Consider the following 15,559-nt stretch of genomic DNA (forward strand, 5'->3'; position numbering starts at 1 on the left):
AGCCGGACTGATCGCGTGTCCAGCCGCGGCTCCAGGCTTGCGGCAGTAGTCTCAATCGCCTGCCCGCGAGATGACCCTCGCGATGGCCTCCGCAGCCGTCGCAACGTTGTTGTCATTGAGCGCGGCGACGCACATGCGCCCGGACCGGATCAAGTAGACGCCGTGCCGTTCGCGCAGCGTGTCGACCTGGTCTGCCGACAACCCGGTGTACGTGAACATACCGCGCTGCTCGAGGTAGCGCGCGAGCATCGTGTCCGGCACCTTGCCGCGCAGGCGTTCATGGATCTCCGCACGCATACGCATGATGCGCCGGCACATCGATGCAAGCTCTTGTTGCCATGATTGCCGCATTGCCGGTGTTGTCAGCACGCGCGCTACGATCTTTGCGCCGTGCGTCGGCGGATTGCTGTAGTTCGCGCGCACAGCGCTCGTCAATTGACCCAATACGCGCCCGGCAACATCCGGCGACTCGCAAATCACCGACAGTCCGCCGCACCGCTCGCCATACAGCGAGAAGTTCTTCGAGAATGAATTGGCCACCAACGCCGGCACGTTCTGGCGCACGAGTTCACGAATCGCAAATGCGTCCGCGTCGATGCCCGCGCCGAAGCCCTGATACGCCATGTCGATGAATGGCAGCAGGGTCCGCTTCCTGATGACCTCGATCAGTTGCACCCATTGCGCGTCGTTCAGATCGACGCCCGTCGGGTTGTGACAGCACGCGTGCAACAGGACGACGCTGCGCGCCGGCAGCGCGTCGATGGCCGATAGCATCTCTTCGAACTTGAGCCCGCCGCTCGATTCGTCGTAGTACGGGTACGTGTCGACTTCGAATCCAGCGCGCTCGAAGATGAAACGGTGGTTTTCCCACGTCGGATCGCTGACCCATACCCGTGAGCCCGCAAAATAGCGCTTGATGAAATCCGCACCGACCTTGAGCGCGCCCGAGCCGCCCAAGGTCTGCACAGTCGCGATGCGCCCCTCGGTACGTGCGGGCGAGTCGTCGCCGAACAGCAACGATTGCACGGCATCGCGGTAGTGGGCGAAGCCCGCCATCGGCAGGTACGGCTTTGGACCGAGCTCGGCAAGCAGTTGTCCTTCGGCCTCGCGTACGGCTTGCATCACCGGTAAGCGGCCTCGATCGTCGTAATAGATGCCGATGCTCAGATTGACCTTATGGTCGCGCGAATCCTTCGCGAAGTTCTCGTTCAAGGTGAGGATCGGGTCGCCCGCATAGGCATCGATGTGTTCAAACATGCTGGTTCCCTGGATTAGGCCAAAAGATTGCAAAAGCGCGGTGCCTAGCGCATCGGCACGCCAACCGGTACCGAGGCGCCCGCGCGTCGATTGCGCAAGCGATAGCCGACGCCCAGCGCAACGAGCCAAACGGGGATCAGGTAGACCGACATGCGCAGATCCGGTATCAGCCACATCACCACCAGGATGCCGCCGAGGAACACCAGACACAGATAGTTGGTAAGCGGATAGCCCAGGCTGCGGAATACGGTCGTCTCACCGGTTCGCGCTTTCGCGCTGCGAAAGCGCAAATGAATGATGCTGATCATTGCCCAGTTGATGATGAGCGCCGAGACGACGAGCCCCATCAGCAGTTCAAATGCCTTGCCGGGCATCAGGTAGTTGATCACCACGCAGGTGGCCGTCGCCACGGCGGAAACACCCAGCGCGACGAGCGGAATCCCGCGGGCGTTCACCTTCAGCAGAGCGCGCGGCGCATTGCCCTGGCCTGCGAGGCCGTAAAGCATGCGGCTGTTGCAGTAGACGCCGCTGTTGTACACCGACAGCGCGGCGGTGAGCACCACCGCATTGAGCACGTTGGCGACGAAGTTGCTATTCATCGCGTGAAAGATCAGCACGAACGGACTACCGCCCGTAACGACTTTTTCCCACGGATACAGCGACAGCAGCACGCCGAGTGCGCCGACGTAGAAAATCAGGATCCGGTAGATCACCTGGTTGGTCGCGCGCGGGATGGTGTGCGAAGGATCTTCCGCCTCGGCGGCCGTAATGCCGACGAGTTCCAGTCCACCGAACGAGAACATGATGACAGCCATCGCCATCACGAGACCCGACACGCCGTGCGGAAAGAAGCCGCCGTGGCGCCAGAGATTGGCCACGCCCGCGTCAGGGCCTGCGTGGCCCGAAATCAACAGGTAGCCGCCGAAGCCGATCATGCCGACGATCGCCGCGACCTTGACGATCGAGAACCAGAACTCGAGCTCGCCGTACGACTTCACGCTGGTGAGGTTGATCGCGTTGATGACGCAGAAGCAGACGAGCGCGGAGACCCACGTGGGCAGACCGGGCCACCAGTACTGCATGTAGATGCCAACGGCCGACAGTTCTGCCATTGACACGAGAACGTACAGCACCCAGTAGTTCCAGCCGGACACGAAGCCCGAGAATTGGCCGCAGTATTTGCCTGCGAAGTAGCTGAAGGATCCCGCCACCGGCTCGTCGACGACCATTTCGCCGAGTTGCCGCATGATGAAGAAGGCGACGATGCCCGCGATCGCGTACCCGAGCAACACGGACGGTCCTGCCGTCTTGATGGTCTGCGCGATGCCGAGAAAGAGGCCGGTGCCGATTGCGCCTCCTAGCGCGATCAACTGAATGTGACGATTCTTCAGGCCGCGCTGTAGCGTGCCCTGTTGCTGGTGTGCCACGATGTTGTCTCCTGTGTCCTGCGGTTGGTTCTGGACGCCACGCCTCGCTTTTCGCCTGCTCTGGTCGAGAGCTATCAACGGGGTTGTACGCGCGTCAAACCTTCAGCGTGCCCCGCTCGATCTGATCGCGTTCGAGCGACTCGAACAGCGCCTTGAAATTGCCTTCGCCGAAACCTTCATCACCCTTGCGCTGGATGAATTCGAAAAAGACAGGGCCAAGCAGCGGCTTGGAAAAAATCTGCAGCAGCAGGCGCGGCGACCCGTCTGCCGTCGTTCCGTCGAGGAGGATGCCGCGCGATTGCAATTCGCCCACCGCTTGACCGTGGCCCGGCAAGCGCGTCTCGAGCGCATCGTAGTAGTAGCTGTTGGGCCCCGTCATCAGCGGCACGCCTGCCATCTGCAGATTGTCGATAACCGTTATCAGATCGTCCGTCAGGAACGCGATGTGTTGAATGCCCTCGCCATTGAAGGCCATCAGGAATTCCTCGATCTGCCCGCTCCCCTTGCCAGATTCCTCGTTCAGTGGAATGCGGATCTTGCCGTCCGGCGCCGTCATCGCCTTCGACGTGAGACCCGTGTATTCGCCCTCGATGTCGAAGTAGCGTAGCTCACGGAAGTTGAACAGAGTCTCGTAGAAGTTGGCCCAATACGTCATGCGGCCGCGATAGACGTTGTGCGTGAGGTGGTCGACGAGGCGCAAGCCATGACCGGCCGGCCGCCGCTCGACACCTTCGATGAACTCGAAATCGATGTCGTAGATCGACTTGCCGTCTTCGAAGCGGTCGATCAGATAAAGCGGTGCGCCGCCAATGCCTTTGATTGCCGGCAATCTCAGCTCCATTGGACCGGTTGCGATTTCGATCGGCTGAGCCCCTAGCGACAGCGCGCGGGCGTAGGCCTTGTGCGAATCCTTCACGCGAAATGCCATGCCGCACGCACTCGGGCCATGCTCGGCGGCAAAGTAAGCGGCCGCACTGTTGCGCTCGCGATTGACGATGAAGTTGATTTCGCCCTGGCGGTAAAGCAGCACGTCCTTCGAACGGTGGCGAGCCACCAGAGTGAAGCCCATCTGCTCGAACAGCGGTTCAAGGACATTGGGTACGGGCGAGGCAAATTCAACGAATTCGAAGCCCATCAGTTGCATTGGATTGTCAAACAGGTCGGCCATGATCTCTCAGGTTCAGCAGAGGGTGAATGATTGGTGGCGAGCAACCGGCACCGAGTGGCGCTGGGTGTCGGAACAATGAAAGAAAATTTCTCCAATCGCCACGCAGGCAGCGTCCTCGGACCACTCTCTCAACGCATTAGCCGGAGGCCTCGCAGCGACATCTGGATTCAGTGTAAGTTTTTATCGACGCAATTGGATTTCCTTGCAGACGCAGACAAACCCTGATTTGTGCATTAACATTTCATTTCACTGGCGAATGGGGAAATAAAAGTGCATACAATCGACATCGACCGTATCGACGTGCGTTTACTGGAGATTCTTCAGTCCCAGGGGCGCATCTCCAATCTCGAACTTGCGGAGGCGATCAAACTGTCGCCCGCGCAAACGCTGAGGCGGCATCGCCGGCTCGAGGAAATGGGTGTGATCAAATGCTACGAGACGCGGCTCGACGCGCAGCTACTGGGCTTTGGCGTAGTGGCCTTCATCCAGGTGACGATGGAGCGAGGCCATGTCCGCGACCTGTCGAAGTTCAAGCGAATGATCTCGGAACTCACCCAGGTTCAGGAATGCTTCGTCGTAACGGGTGATATCGATTACATGCTCAAGGTCGTGGCGCAAGACCTGAAAGCGCTGTCGGAGTTTCTGCTGGATACGCTGATGCGCATTCCGGGCGTGAGCGGAGTCAAGTCCAGCGTTTGCCTCGATGAAATCAAATGTACGGGCGCTGTCCCGTTGGCGGCCTAGCCCGCTGAGCGCGAGCGTCGCCCGTCACATTCCGGTGCTGCCCACTCTTATGAATCGACTCGGAAACGGTACTGACGATCAACGAAAACAAACGGTCCATTTCACCTTCGATCTCGCTGCCGCTGAACGGATCGCGATTGGCGCCGAACGCCTCGTGTTGATGTTCGCGAACAATGGTCTGCACCGCCCGCCGCGCGACTGGGTATTGCATGTGATTGCTCCTGAAGGTCACAGCTCCCAGGCGATGCAGAGCGAGGCACTAGTTCACCCTCCCGACCGACCGCAATACCGAGCGTCCTTGCGCAGTCAGACGCCCTCGCGCGTATCCAGACGCGAGCTTTTCCAGAAATACAAGTTGGCGCTCGCACAACGCGTCGAGATCGCCGGGATCGAAATTTTCTGGACGGGGGTTTGTCTCGAGAAGCATGAGCGTTGCGATCTCATGTGGGCTAAGCATCGTCGTCTCCCTGGCTCTGATGTTCCATGCATCATGGTCCTTCCTCGAAGGATAGATGCTCATCAAAACGTGTCGACGCGCATTTTGTCGCATACCTCGATGCCCGAATCCGGCTTCCCGGGGGCAGGTCGAAGCCTCAGCATGCCGCCACGCTTCGTGTAGGACCTTCCGCCCCGATAGAGCCCAACCGCCCCGCAACACGGTCGATAGCCACGAGATGACTGAGTGCCTGACAGAACGTCTCGTCGAGACTGCGCTCCGCATCCAGCGCGACCACGCCGTTGACCTCGAACACGGCGCGGTAGGCCGCCACCTGACGCGTCAGAAAGCTCATCGGCGGCGGCTGGTCGTTCTCGTCGTTCCTTGCCCGCACGCGACGGTGTGAAGTCGCGCCGGAAACGTTCAGACCAAAGGCGACGTCGGGACGCAGCAAATGACCAGCGATGCTGCGGAGCACAGGCGCAGTCTCAGCGGGATCGGAACGCGTGCCGATTTCAGCCTGAGAGGTGAACACGTAGCGGTCGCAGAAAACGACGTCGCCGCGTTCCAGTGCCGGTATGACCGTGTCGGTCAGATGCTGGACGAGGTCTCCCATGATGGACAGCAGAATGCCCAGCATGTCGACGCGCCGTCGGTTTGCGTCGAGTCCGGAACCGGCGCTCGATGTATGCCAGTGGCTGTCCACCATATCCCGGAACAGCGCATCTTTGCGGATCCTACGGGTCGGCGTAAACGTCGTCACGCAGTTGAGCCCCGCACGCGTGCACGCGCTTTCGAGCCTTTCCATCAGTGACGACTTCCCCGCCCCATCCACACCGCACAACGTGACCAGAACCCCCGGATAAGCATGCGGTTTGAGCTCGAGCGTTTCGAAGACACCATTCGACATGAAATCACCTCAGACCATAACTTCCCGAGACTCCGCGAGCATCTCGTCAGGGGCCTCGATCGGCGCGAGGACCGCGGTGAAGTGCTTGAGCATCGACGGTGCCGAGACGATGCGCATTCCCCGGATCGCATCGCGTCGTTGGTAGACCCGGATCAACGCGGCGGCAGCCGCCGCGAGGTGGCTATCGGTGTAGACGCGGCGAGGAATGGCCAGCCTCAGCAGTTCCAGCCTCGGGGCGCTGACAGTGCCCGTCGACGGATCTTCTTTCAGGAACGCCAACGAGCCCAGACCGACGGCGCGCACGCCGCCCTCCAGATAAAGCTCGGCAGCCAGCGCCTCGGCCGGGAACTGCGAGCGCGGCAGGTGCGGCAGGAAGGCGGCCGCATCGACGTACACCGCGTGTCCACCGGTCGGCCTCAGTATCGGAACGCCACCGGCAAGCAGTGTGTCCCCTAGCCGTTCGACCTGACCTACGCGGTGTTGCAGGTATCGGTCGTCGACCATCTCGCGCAGACCGATCGCGAGTGCCTCGAGATCGCGGCCCGCCATCCCTCCGTAGGTGACGAAACCTTCGTGCAGCACGAGCAGCGGCACGACCTGCTCATAGAGCGTGCGCGACCGTGTCGCGAGCAAGCCGCCGATGTTGACCAGCGCGTCCTTCTTGCAGCTGAACGTGCAGCCCTCGGCATAGGAAAACTGCTCCTTCAGAATTTCCGCCACGGACCGGTTCGCATAGCCGCTCTCGCGCTGCTGGATGAAGTAAGCATTCTCCGCGCAGCGCGCCGCATCGAAGTAGACCGGAATCGCAAACTCATCGGCCAACGCCCTCACCGCGCGCAGGTTCGCCATCGATACCGGCTGGCCGCCGCCCGCGTTGTTCGTCAGCGAGACCATGATCAGCGGAATATTGTCGCGCCCTTCGCTTTCGATCACGTTGCGCAGCTTCTGCACATCCACGTCGCCCTTGAACGGGTGCTCGACAGCGGGCTGATAGCCGATTTCGGCGACGCACGGTATCGCGGTCCCGCCGGCAATCGATACGTGTGCCTCGGTCGAATCGAACGGCGCGTTGAATGGCACCACCTGGCCTGGGCGCACGAGGGTCCGGAACAGGAAGTGCTCGGCCGGCCGGCCCTGATGGGTTGGCAATACGTAGTCGAAGCCGAGCATGTCCCGCACGGCCTGCGTCAACTTCGTGAAACTGCGGGAACCGGCATATGATTCGTCGCCGGTCATGATGCCTGCCCACTGGTTCGCGCTCATCGCGGAGGTGCCGCTGTCCGTCATCAGATCGATGTAGACGTCGTCTGCTTCGAGGCGAAAGACGTTGTACCCGGCGGCGACAAGCCGCGCCTGCCGTTGCTCGCGGTCGATCAGCCTGATCGGCTCGACCATCTTGATCCTGTACGGCTCAGGCTGGCTGTTTTCTAAAAGCATGCACTCCTCCTGGGTTGAAAGTACGCAGGCCACTGGATGACTGGCCGCTTCGGGCATCGCACACCGCATCAGGCACTTTGCTCGATCGGCACAACCTCGATCGGTGCCCGATCCGCATCGCCGCCGGCCGCGGACGTGCGGTGACAACCGCGAGCGTCGTGGGCCGCTTCGAAGCGTTTCTCGATCCGGTTCAGGATCGACCAATACGCGCCCCGTTCGCCTTGCGCGATCGCTTCGACCAGCGCGTCGTTCGCGTTGTAGTTGAACAGACTCGCATTGGTCCCGAAGAACCGCCGATCATGGCCGATCAGATCGGCAATGAATTGCTGCGGGTCCGGGCCCAATGCGGTCGGCAGATAGAACACCGGATGCAGCAGATGGTCGTTGCCTTCGATATGGCCGTGAAGATTCGGATTTCCGACGTGCAGGCCTTCGCGGCGAATCATCTGCTCGAGCTCGGTGCCGGGGAAAATCCTCAGCCCGACCGTCACCGAAACGCGCTCCGGATCGACCCGCTTGATGAACTCGATCGTCTCGCGCGCGGTTTCCTGCGTCTCGCCGGGGGCGCCGAACAGCAGCTCGATGATGTGCTCGAGGCCGTGGCGCTTCGCCGTATTGACCGCATGCTCGATGTCGTGGGCGCTAAAGGTGCGGCGCAGTATCTTCAGCATCGTTTCGCTGGCGGTGTCGACGCCGAAGTTCATGCCGACGCAACCGGCTGCTTTCATCGCGGCCGCGAGTTCATCGGGAAACGGCCGCGGCATCCCGTACGCATACCACTGGATTTTGCCGGCGAGCCCGTGCCGGATGATGGCCGCGCACAGCGCAAGAGGATGCGCGACGCTCAGATTGAATTCCGAGTCGTTGATGTGAAAGACGTTGACCCCGCGTTCTTCGAGCGATGCCATCTCGGCGACGACATCATCGGGTTCGCGCATGCGCACCGTGCGGCCTTTGATCAGCGGCTCGACGCAATAGATGCAGGAGCGATTGCAACCGCGCTTCGTTTCGATGCCGATCTGGCCGCCTTTGGCGAAGTAGTGGGGGTTGTCGACCAGCTCGCGTTTGTGAGGCCCGATGCCGGCCAGCGGTCCGCATGCGTTCGGGGCGAGCGGCGTAGCGCGCACCCCGGCCGTATCGCGGTAGACCACGCCGGGTATGTGCGTGAAACTCCTGCCTTCTTCGAGGCAGGTCAGCAGCTCGGGAAAGCTGAATTCGCCTTCCCTGACGATGCCGAAGTCGGCGTCGAGGTAAGCAAGCAGTTTTTCCGGCATCACCGAGTAGCCCGCGCCGCCCATCACGACCGGAACCGCGCGCGCGCGCCGAAGCAACGCGACGATGTCCCTGATTCTGTCGAGAAAGCTGTAGCCGCTGGAAAAATAGACGTCGTCGGTATTTCGCAGCGTCACCCCCCAGTAATCCGGCGCGGCGGTGCGGCAGTGCGCGGCAATGGCCGCCGCGCAATCGTCGGAGAAGCAGAGGTCGAGCAAATCGAGCTCGAACCCGGCTCGCTCCATCGGCGCCGACAGGTAGTCGAATGCAATCGGCGCGATCGCCGGTTTAATCTGGTTCGTGTTCACGAAGGTGACGCGCTTGGCCATGTTCGATCGGTCTCAGTGGAAAGGTTCGCGAGGGCTCGCAGGAATGCGCCTAGACGGCGACGTCGATGGACATCTTCTGGCCCGCGCGGGCCACCGTCATCTCACTCATGAATTCACCGAACCGATGCATCATCACCGCCGCGAGGTGCTTCGCCTTGTCCTCGCAGTCGGAGAATGCATAGAAGCCCGGACCCGCGCTGCTCATCCCCGCGTACACCGCGCCCTCGCGTTGCATCGTCTCGTCGAACTCACGCATCACGTCGGTCCGGAAAATGCCTTCGAGCACCTTCATGTTGCTCATGCTGTTGAGTTCCCAGCCGTGCTTCAGAAACGCGAACAGGTCGTTGCGATGCAGTGCCGGCCGCAACTTCTGCTCGATGAAGTTGCGCCACGCGATGCCGTAGCGCTTCTGCCACTCGACAAAATGCGTCGGCACGAAGCCCGCCTCGGTGGTGCCGGACATGTCCGCGCCTTCGCCATGGGCGCGCAGCGCTTCGGTCGATAGCGTGTCGTAGTTGCCAACGGCGGTGGTCACCCACAGGTTTTCCGAACTCAGGTTGCCGAGGAAACGGCCGTTGCCGTGCTTCTCGTCGACCCAGACCAGACCGCCGAAGAACAGGCACGCTTCGCCGACGCCGGTCTCCAGTCCGAAATACACGTGCTCGTCATCCTTCGCGGTCTCGACGTAGTTGCGGGTGATCATTTCCCACATGTCGTGCGGCGAAAACGGTGAGCCGAACAACGCGTTCAAGCCGGCGAGCGTCGCGGTATTGAACGAGACATTCGAGCCGAAGCCGCTGTGCTGGTGCTGGATGCTGCGCACCCGATCGACGCGGATGTCGTCACGTGCGTAGCCGACGGCTCGCTTGAACAACTCGAGCATGTGCCGCCCGCTCGGGACGTCGCAGCCGCCCTCGCCGTTGGTCGTCTTCGTGACGGTGATCCGGTGTCCGACCGTGCTCGTCGATACGCCGAGTCCGCCGCCGCCGAAGCCGGGCGCCATTTGCATAAAGTCGAATACCGCGAAGTGAAGGCGCCCTGGCACCGAGACCTCGGCACGATCGTAGCTCGGTACCGCGTCGCGCTCCCAGTGCGGCAGCACAGTCAGATTCGCACCCGGCAGGAACTGCCCCGCTTTCGCCTTCCATGCCTGATTCATTGCTCTACCTCCATCCTCGTGAGTATTCCCAAGCGATACGCTTCGCGACCATCAATGCGCACCACTCACTGTTCGCGCTCCTGGCGCACGGTTCGTGCCAGGCACGCTCTTGCAGCGCGACGTGAGTCCTCGTCAGAAGCAATGACGCAAGCGGGCAGCCAGATTTCAAAGGGCAGCGCGATACATGCGCACGTTTAGATGTTTGGACGTCGGCATGCGTACCGGGCCGGTATCGAATGTCCCGCAGTCGATCTGCAACCAACAGATGCGCTTCACCTGTTGGCCCGGCACCGACATCCAGCAGGCCGCGACGGGCTCGCCCCGAACGTGCGTCGGCAAATCGCAGACTCCGCTTCAATCGGCGCGAAACCCGCGCGGCCTTTTGAGATCTGGGCACTTCGGTCCGTTCTTGCAGGGAATGAGGACGACCTTCGTGCTGCCGACGCACGACTGGCATGAACCCTGCAAAAAGCATCCACAGCTGGTGGCCGACCTGCCTTGATTCCTCTTTGCCGTAGCCGAACCCGAATCGCGAGGCACCGGTCGATTGCCACTCGTGACTCGCCCTCTTGATCTTTGCCGGGAGCCGCAGATGACAGCAACCTTGAAGGACGACGCGCTGGCGCGACGCCACATCGATTGGCCGCGCGCCTTGCGGGCGATCAAGGCATTGAGGGCGAACGTAGACGATATTCAGCATGCCTACGAAGTGATGATCGCGCTCGACGGCGGCCAGATGGAGGCGATGTACCAGCGTTTTCTCGGCGAGCCCGGCGCCGGCGCGCTGCTTGCCGAGCAGCCGTCACTGCTCGGCACGCTCGCGGATTCCGACACGCTGCTGCGCTTGCCGCCGGGATCGTTCGGCCGCGCTTACATGGCGATGATGGAGCACAGCGGCTACAGCGCCGATGGTCTGCTGCAGGCGAGCCGACTTGCCGCGGGCCTCGAAGAAATCCTCCCCGGCCCGGACCGTCAGTGGTTCATCGAGCGCACCGGTTGCATTCATGACCTGCTGCACGTGTTGACGGGCTATGGCCAGGACTGGGCCGGCGAGACCTCGCTTCTCGCATTCGACTGCGGGCTCGAACCGATGCGCGCGCGCATCGTCGGTCTGCTCGGCACCGCGCTAACCGCGCCGTGGTGGCCGAACTTCTGGGTCCATCGCTTTCTGCGCCGCGCGTGGCTGCGTGGCAAGCGCGCGCGCATTCCCCTTTCCTACCGCTGGGAAGAAGCGTTGCAGCGGCCACTCGAAGCCGTCCGCGCGGAACTGGCTATCGAGCCTGTCGCGCTCGCGCATCCACAGGGCATCCTGGCCGGCGGCCAGACACTGCCGTGGCGCTACGCCGCGTCGAGCAACGCGTGACCGGAAGGGGATCCAGCATGGCCAGCACATCGAAAAATGCGTCGACGCGCAACACCGTATTCGGAGTCGTACGCACGCAGTTACTGCGCGTCTGCCGCGAGCATCAGCGTGACTTCAACACTGAGATTCACCTCGACAGTTCGCTGATCGCCGATCTTGGCCTCGACTCGCTGTCGCTCGTCGAAGCCGTGGTCGCAATCGAGCAGGCGTTTGGCATCGAGCGTCTGCCTCTGGAAGCGTTGAACGAAGAACGCGCCGAAGCGCATTTCACGGTCGGCTCGCTAGTGGACCTGTGCATCCGGCACGCGGCGGTCCGTATAGACGCCAATGAGGGGATGCGCACATGAGCTCGCGCCTTTCGCTGGTCACCCCGCATCCGAGACGTGGCCGGCTTGCCGCCGCGGCAGCCGCTTTCGGCAACACGCTCGGCCGCTTGCCTCTGGCGGCCGAGGCGGTGCCGATCGCCGGCGCGTTCGTCTGCTCGCTGCTGCTATACGGACGGATAGCCGGCGTCGCCATTGAACCGGGCTGGCGCTTGCTGGCCGGTCTTGCGTCGTTTTTTTTGCTGTTCGTCCAGCTTCGCCTGATCGACGACCTCGACGACCTCGAACGCGACTGTCCCGTCGGGCACGCGCTGTTGGCGCGACGCGAGGCGCGACGCACAGGCCTCGTCGCCAGCCTCGCGGCAAGCGCGATCCTGCTCGTTGCGCTGAACACCGGCATGGGGCACGCGAGGACGGCCGCCGCTGCCGCCACCGCACTGGCCTTCGCTGCGCCGTTCGTCTTCAAGCGGCTGCTCCCGACCCACCCGCTGCTGTGCCTACCCGTTTTCGAGGGCGCGCCCTTCGCCATCTTCATGTACGGCTTTTTCTTGTGGCGCGACGTTGCTGGGCGCGAACTGAGCTTCTACGTCGTGGTGTGCGTAGCGGGTTCGATGTGGACCGGCTACGAGTTCTGGAAGTTCTCGCGCAAGGTCGGCACCACCGCACTGCAGCCCTATCTCCTGTCGGCGCGCGCCATTCGGGTCACGCTGAATGCCCTGCTGATTCTGGCGCTCGGCATCAACGTGTCGCTCTCGCGCCTGGCAAGCCTGTCGCAAACGTATTCGATCTATGCCGCAACGCTGCCGCTCGTATGGCTCGTGTGGCTCAACGCGAGCTGGCCGGGCCCCGCGAGCAGACCGGGCCGGCCACGCTGGGCTGGCACCCGCTTCATCGTCGCCGTCGAGCTCGGACTGCTGGCCGGGCTTCTCCTCAAATGACACGCAACCCTGGATGGTCACCCACGATGGATAAGCACGTTCTCGTCACCGGTGCGCGAGGTCTGTTGGGCGCCGAAGTGATCGCCCGGCTGACGGCAATGGGGTACCCGGTCGTCGCATTCTTGCGCTCCGATGGACCGGTTGTCCGCAACGACGGCACACCGCTCGCTGCAACACCGTACGGCGGCCACACGCCCGCTGCCGGAACCTTCGCATGTGTGCGGGGCGACGTCGCCGAGCCCCGGCTTGGGCTCGATCCACACACCTACGAGGCACTGCGCGCGGCAACGGGCGCGATCGTCCACTGTGCCGCGCTAACCAGCTTCGGGCGCAAGCCCGAGGTCTACGACGCGATCAACTTTCGCGGCACCGAGCGCATCGTCGAGTTCGCGCAAGGTAGCGGCGACGCGCCGATTCCGCTGCTCTACGTGAGCACCGCCTATGTCTGCGGCGAGCGCCCCGGCGTGTTCAGCGAGGACGATCTCGAGCTCGGTCAGCGTCTGGGCAACCCGTATGAGCAGAGCAAGTACCGCGCGGAACAGTCGGTGCGAGCGGCGATGCGCAGCGGTCTGCCGGCCGCGGTGCTGCGCCCGTCGATCATCGTCGGCGACTCGGCGAGCGGCGTGATCCGCAAGTTCGACACGCTGTACACCGTCGTGCGCCTGACGGCCGCGGGACTCGTGCGCACGATGCCGGGCGACTACGGCGCGACGCTGAACATCGTGCCGATCGACTGGGTCGCGGACTGCGTCGTCGAAGCGCTGGCGAAGTTTCCGCTCGTGCGCGGACGCACGCTGCATCTGACCTCGGGCACGCCGACGACGCTGCGCGAAATCAATGACGTCTGCGCGGAGTTTCCCTCGTTTCACGTGCCTCGCTATGTGCCGCGGCATGTCTTCGACGCCGCCGCGATGAAACCGCTCGAGCGGCGTTACTACGACGAGGTCGTGAAACTGTACGAGTCGTACCTGACGCGCCAGGTGCGCTTTGCACGCGACGCGACCGCCGCGATCCTGCCGGCCCTGCCTCGCGCGACGGGCAAAACGCTGCTGCGCAGGATCTTTCGTTACGGGATCGCGGCGGGCTACTTCGTGCCGCGCACGGCTTGACGCTCAGGGAGCCTAATTATGTTGATGACTGATCCGATGCTCGCCGAGCTCTGGCAAAAAGCGCGGGCCGCGCTCGGCGCCCAGTTCGAACAGCGGGCACCGAGCGCCGTGTTTCTCGAAGGCTCGATCGCCGAAGGCTTTGGCAACGAGCGCTCCGACGTCGACTTCGTCGCGATCGTCGATAGCGGGCTGGAGCCAGCCACGATGCCGTACATCCTGTTCATCGACGGCCGCCGCGTCGAGGTCAGGTTGCTGAGTCCGGCGCGGCTGCGCCGCGAACTCGCGCAGGTTCGCGCAGCGCTCGGCAAAGGCCGGCGCGCGGTCGCGCGTCTGTCGTGGAATCTGCTCGAACGGTGCCAGCGCTTTATCGGCGCGCTGCCGATCGACAACCCGGCGTTGATCGAGACGCTGCAAGCGGAGCTTGGTCGCGAGGCGCTCTGCGAGGCGGTGGCGCTCTGGTTCGAGGATTTCGCGCGTCAGACCGGCCGTTATGCGGTGGCGATGTTCGCGCTCGGCGAGCCCGACTACGCACGCGCCTGGATCAGGACCGCCGCGTTTCATGCGGCGAAGAGTCACGTGGCGCGCCTCGGCGAGTGCTACATGAGCCCGAAATGGCTGTCGCTGCAACTCGAACGCGCGTCCGTCGACGCCGGCCGCGTCGGCCGTCTGTGGAGCCTGCTGCACGCGCCGCGCGAGCATGGCGCCGAAAGCGGGTTCCTCGCGGCGGGGGTCGCGCTGATCCGCGAGTTCGGCGTCAACGGTGTGAGCCTCATGGCCGACAACGTGCTGATTGGCCCCGGCAAGGACACGACGACCTGGCAGATCGGCGAACGGGTCCACGTGCTGCGAGGTAGCGACGTCTTTGCGCTCGACGACGAAGCGGCCGAGGCCTGGCGAGCGATCACCTTCGACACGCCATGCACGGCCATCGCCAGCCGTGGTGACGCGCAAGCGGCGAGCCGGCAGCGCGCGCTGATCGCGGACTTCAGCCGGCTGGGTCTCGTCAGCCTGCGCTGGAAGGGCAGCGGAGAAATCCACGCACGTCAGCAGGCGACGTCGATGCCGGCGTCGCGCGCGCCGTTGATTTCGATCGACGGCGCGCGCCTCGCGGGCGGCCGCGCGAGCGGTGCCCAGTTGCTGCCGATGCCCGCCGGGCGCTTCGCCGAAGCGGGTCTCGAGATCATCTGGGCCAACATCGGTCTCGAGAACGCGCGCGAGGATGCCCAGGGCGCACTCCAGCGCGGCCAATGGAAGGTGCTCGAGTACGCGCTGCAACGGATGATGCAGACCGCCTGCATGGTCACGCTCGGCGCGCATGGCGTGACGCCGCAGTCGACGATGGAAGAAGCGACGCTCGACGCGATCCGGTTGCTACCTCTCGATGCGGCGCTGATCGACGGCATCCGCGAACTCGAACAGTGCTCGATCGGATCGGCTCGCGATGCACAGCGTTACGTCGCGCTCGCCGATGAACTCGCGCAGCGTCTGCGCGACCTCGGCGGCGACCCGCAGTTTCCGGCGAGCTTCGATACGGCGTCGGGCTGGCGCGGGACGATCCACGCCGCCTACGACTGGATCAACCTCGGCGCGCATCTGCACGCGCGCTTCCCGCAGACCGCTCACGGCGGGCGCGGTACAGCCGAGGAAGCAAGAGACCTGCTCGCTTCGTCGAGCACCTGAGCAACGG

At 63.3% G+C, this 15,559-nt stretch carries 14 protein-coding genes; 6 read left to right on the forward strand and 8 right to left on the reverse strand.

The window, feature by feature from the left end; genetic code table 11:
- Nucleotides 1-51: 51 nt before the first annotated feature.
- The 3 genes from OKW29_RS03405 to hppD form a co-directional block, all read right to left on the reverse strand.
- A complete protein-coding gene (locus tag OKW29_RS03405) occupies nt 52-1,257 on the reverse strand; it encodes an amino acid aminotransferase (RefSeq protein WP_429289982.1) in 1,206 nt (401 codons plus the stop codon).
- 44 nt (nt 1,258-1,301) lie between these two features.
- A complete protein-coding gene (locus OKW29_RS03410) occupies nt 1,302-2,684 on the reverse strand; it encodes an amino acid permease (RefSeq protein WP_429289983.1) in 1,383 nt (460 codons plus the stop codon).
- 94 nt (nt 2,685-2,778) lie between these two features.
- On the reverse strand, nt 2,779-3,852 hold the full coding sequence (hppD, locus tag OKW29_RS03415; RefSeq protein WP_184073194.1) for a 4-hydroxyphenylpyruvate dioxygenase: 1,074 nt from the start codon (nt 3,850-3,852) through the stop codon (nt 2,779-2,781).
- A gap of 270 nt (nt 3,853-4,122) precedes the next feature.
- Here hppD and OKW29_RS03420 point away from each other — a divergent pair, with 270 nt between their 5' ends.
- A complete protein-coding gene (locus OKW29_RS03420; protein WP_187629301.1) occupies nt 4,123-4,596 on the forward strand; it encodes an Lrp/AsnC family transcriptional regulator in 474 nt (157 codons plus the stop codon).
- Between the two features lie 259 nt (nt 4,597-4,855).
- Here the strand turns inward: OKW29_RS03420 and OKW29_RS03425 are convergent, their stop codons facing one another.
- The 5 genes from OKW29_RS03425 to OKW29_RS03445 form a co-directional block, all read right to left on the reverse strand.
- Nucleotides 4,856-5,053: a hypothetical protein gene (locus OKW29_RS03425; protein ID WP_429290725.1), complete on the reverse strand. Its 198-nt coding sequence runs from the start codon at nt 5,051-5,053 to the stop codon at nt 4,856-4,858.
- Between the two features lie 136 nt (nt 5,054-5,189).
- Complete coding sequence (locus OKW29_RS03430; RefSeq protein WP_429289984.1) at nt 5,190-5,942, reverse strand: dTMP kinase; 753 nt, start codon at nt 5,940-5,942, stop codon at nt 5,190-5,192.
- A gap of 9 nt (nt 5,943-5,951) precedes the next feature.
- Nucleotides 5,952-7,379 (reverse strand): tryptophanase, encoded by a 1,428-nt coding sequence (locus OKW29_RS03435; RefSeq protein ID WP_429289985.1) that lies wholly within the window; start codon nt 7,377-7,379, stop codon nt 5,952-5,954.
- A gap of 68 nt (nt 7,380-7,447) precedes the next feature.
- Entirely contained in the window at nt 7,448-8,980 is a 1,533-nt protein-coding gene (locus tag OKW29_RS03440; protein WP_429289986.1) for a B12-binding domain-containing radical SAM protein, read from the reverse strand.
- A gap of 49 nt (nt 8,981-9,029) precedes the next feature.
- A complete protein-coding gene (locus OKW29_RS03445) occupies nt 9,030-10,139 on the reverse strand; it encodes a hypothetical protein (protein ID WP_184073184.1) in 1,110 nt (369 codons plus the stop codon).
- Between the two features lie 592 nt (nt 10,140-10,731).
- Between OKW29_RS03445 and OKW29_RS03450 the strand changes: the two genes are divergently transcribed.
- Genes OKW29_RS03450 through OKW29_RS03470 form a run of 5 tightly spaced genes read left to right on the forward strand, consistent with a single transcriptional unit; the run spans nt 10,732 to nt 15,552 of the window.
- Complete coding sequence (locus OKW29_RS03450) at nt 10,732-11,502, forward strand: Coq4 family protein (protein WP_429289987.1); 771 nt, start codon at nt 10,732-10,734, stop codon at nt 11,500-11,502.
- 17 nt (nt 11,503-11,519) lie between these two features.
- Nucleotides 11,520-11,849: an acyl carrier protein gene (locus OKW29_RS03455; RefSeq protein WP_429289988.1), complete on the forward strand. Its 330-nt coding sequence runs from the start codon at nt 11,520-11,522 to the stop codon at nt 11,847-11,849.
- Nucleotides 11,846-12,763: a hypothetical protein gene (locus OKW29_RS03460; protein WP_429289989.1), complete on the forward strand. Its 918-nt coding sequence runs from the start codon at nt 11,846-11,848 to the stop codon at nt 12,761-12,763. The genes OKW29_RS03455 and OKW29_RS03460 overlap by 4 nt, the downstream gene beginning before the upstream one ends.
- Before the next feature lie 26 nt (nt 12,764-12,789).
- Nucleotides 12,790-13,872: an SDR family oxidoreductase gene (locus OKW29_RS03465; protein WP_187615755.1), complete on the forward strand. Its 1,083-nt coding sequence runs from the start codon at nt 12,790-12,792 to the stop codon at nt 13,870-13,872.
- Between the two features lie 18 nt (nt 13,873-13,890).
- Nucleotides 13,891-15,552 (forward strand): nucleotidyltransferase domain-containing protein, encoded by a 1,662-nt coding sequence (locus OKW29_RS03470; protein WP_429289990.1) that lies wholly within the window; start codon nt 13,891-13,893, stop codon nt 15,550-15,552.
- Nucleotides 15,553-15,559 lie beyond the last annotated feature (7 nt).

Source organism: Paraburkholderia sp. CI3 (assembly GCF_050436505.1).
GTDB lineage: Bacteria > Pseudomonadota > Gammaproteobacteria > Burkholderiales > Burkholderiaceae > Paraburkholderia > Paraburkholderia tuberum.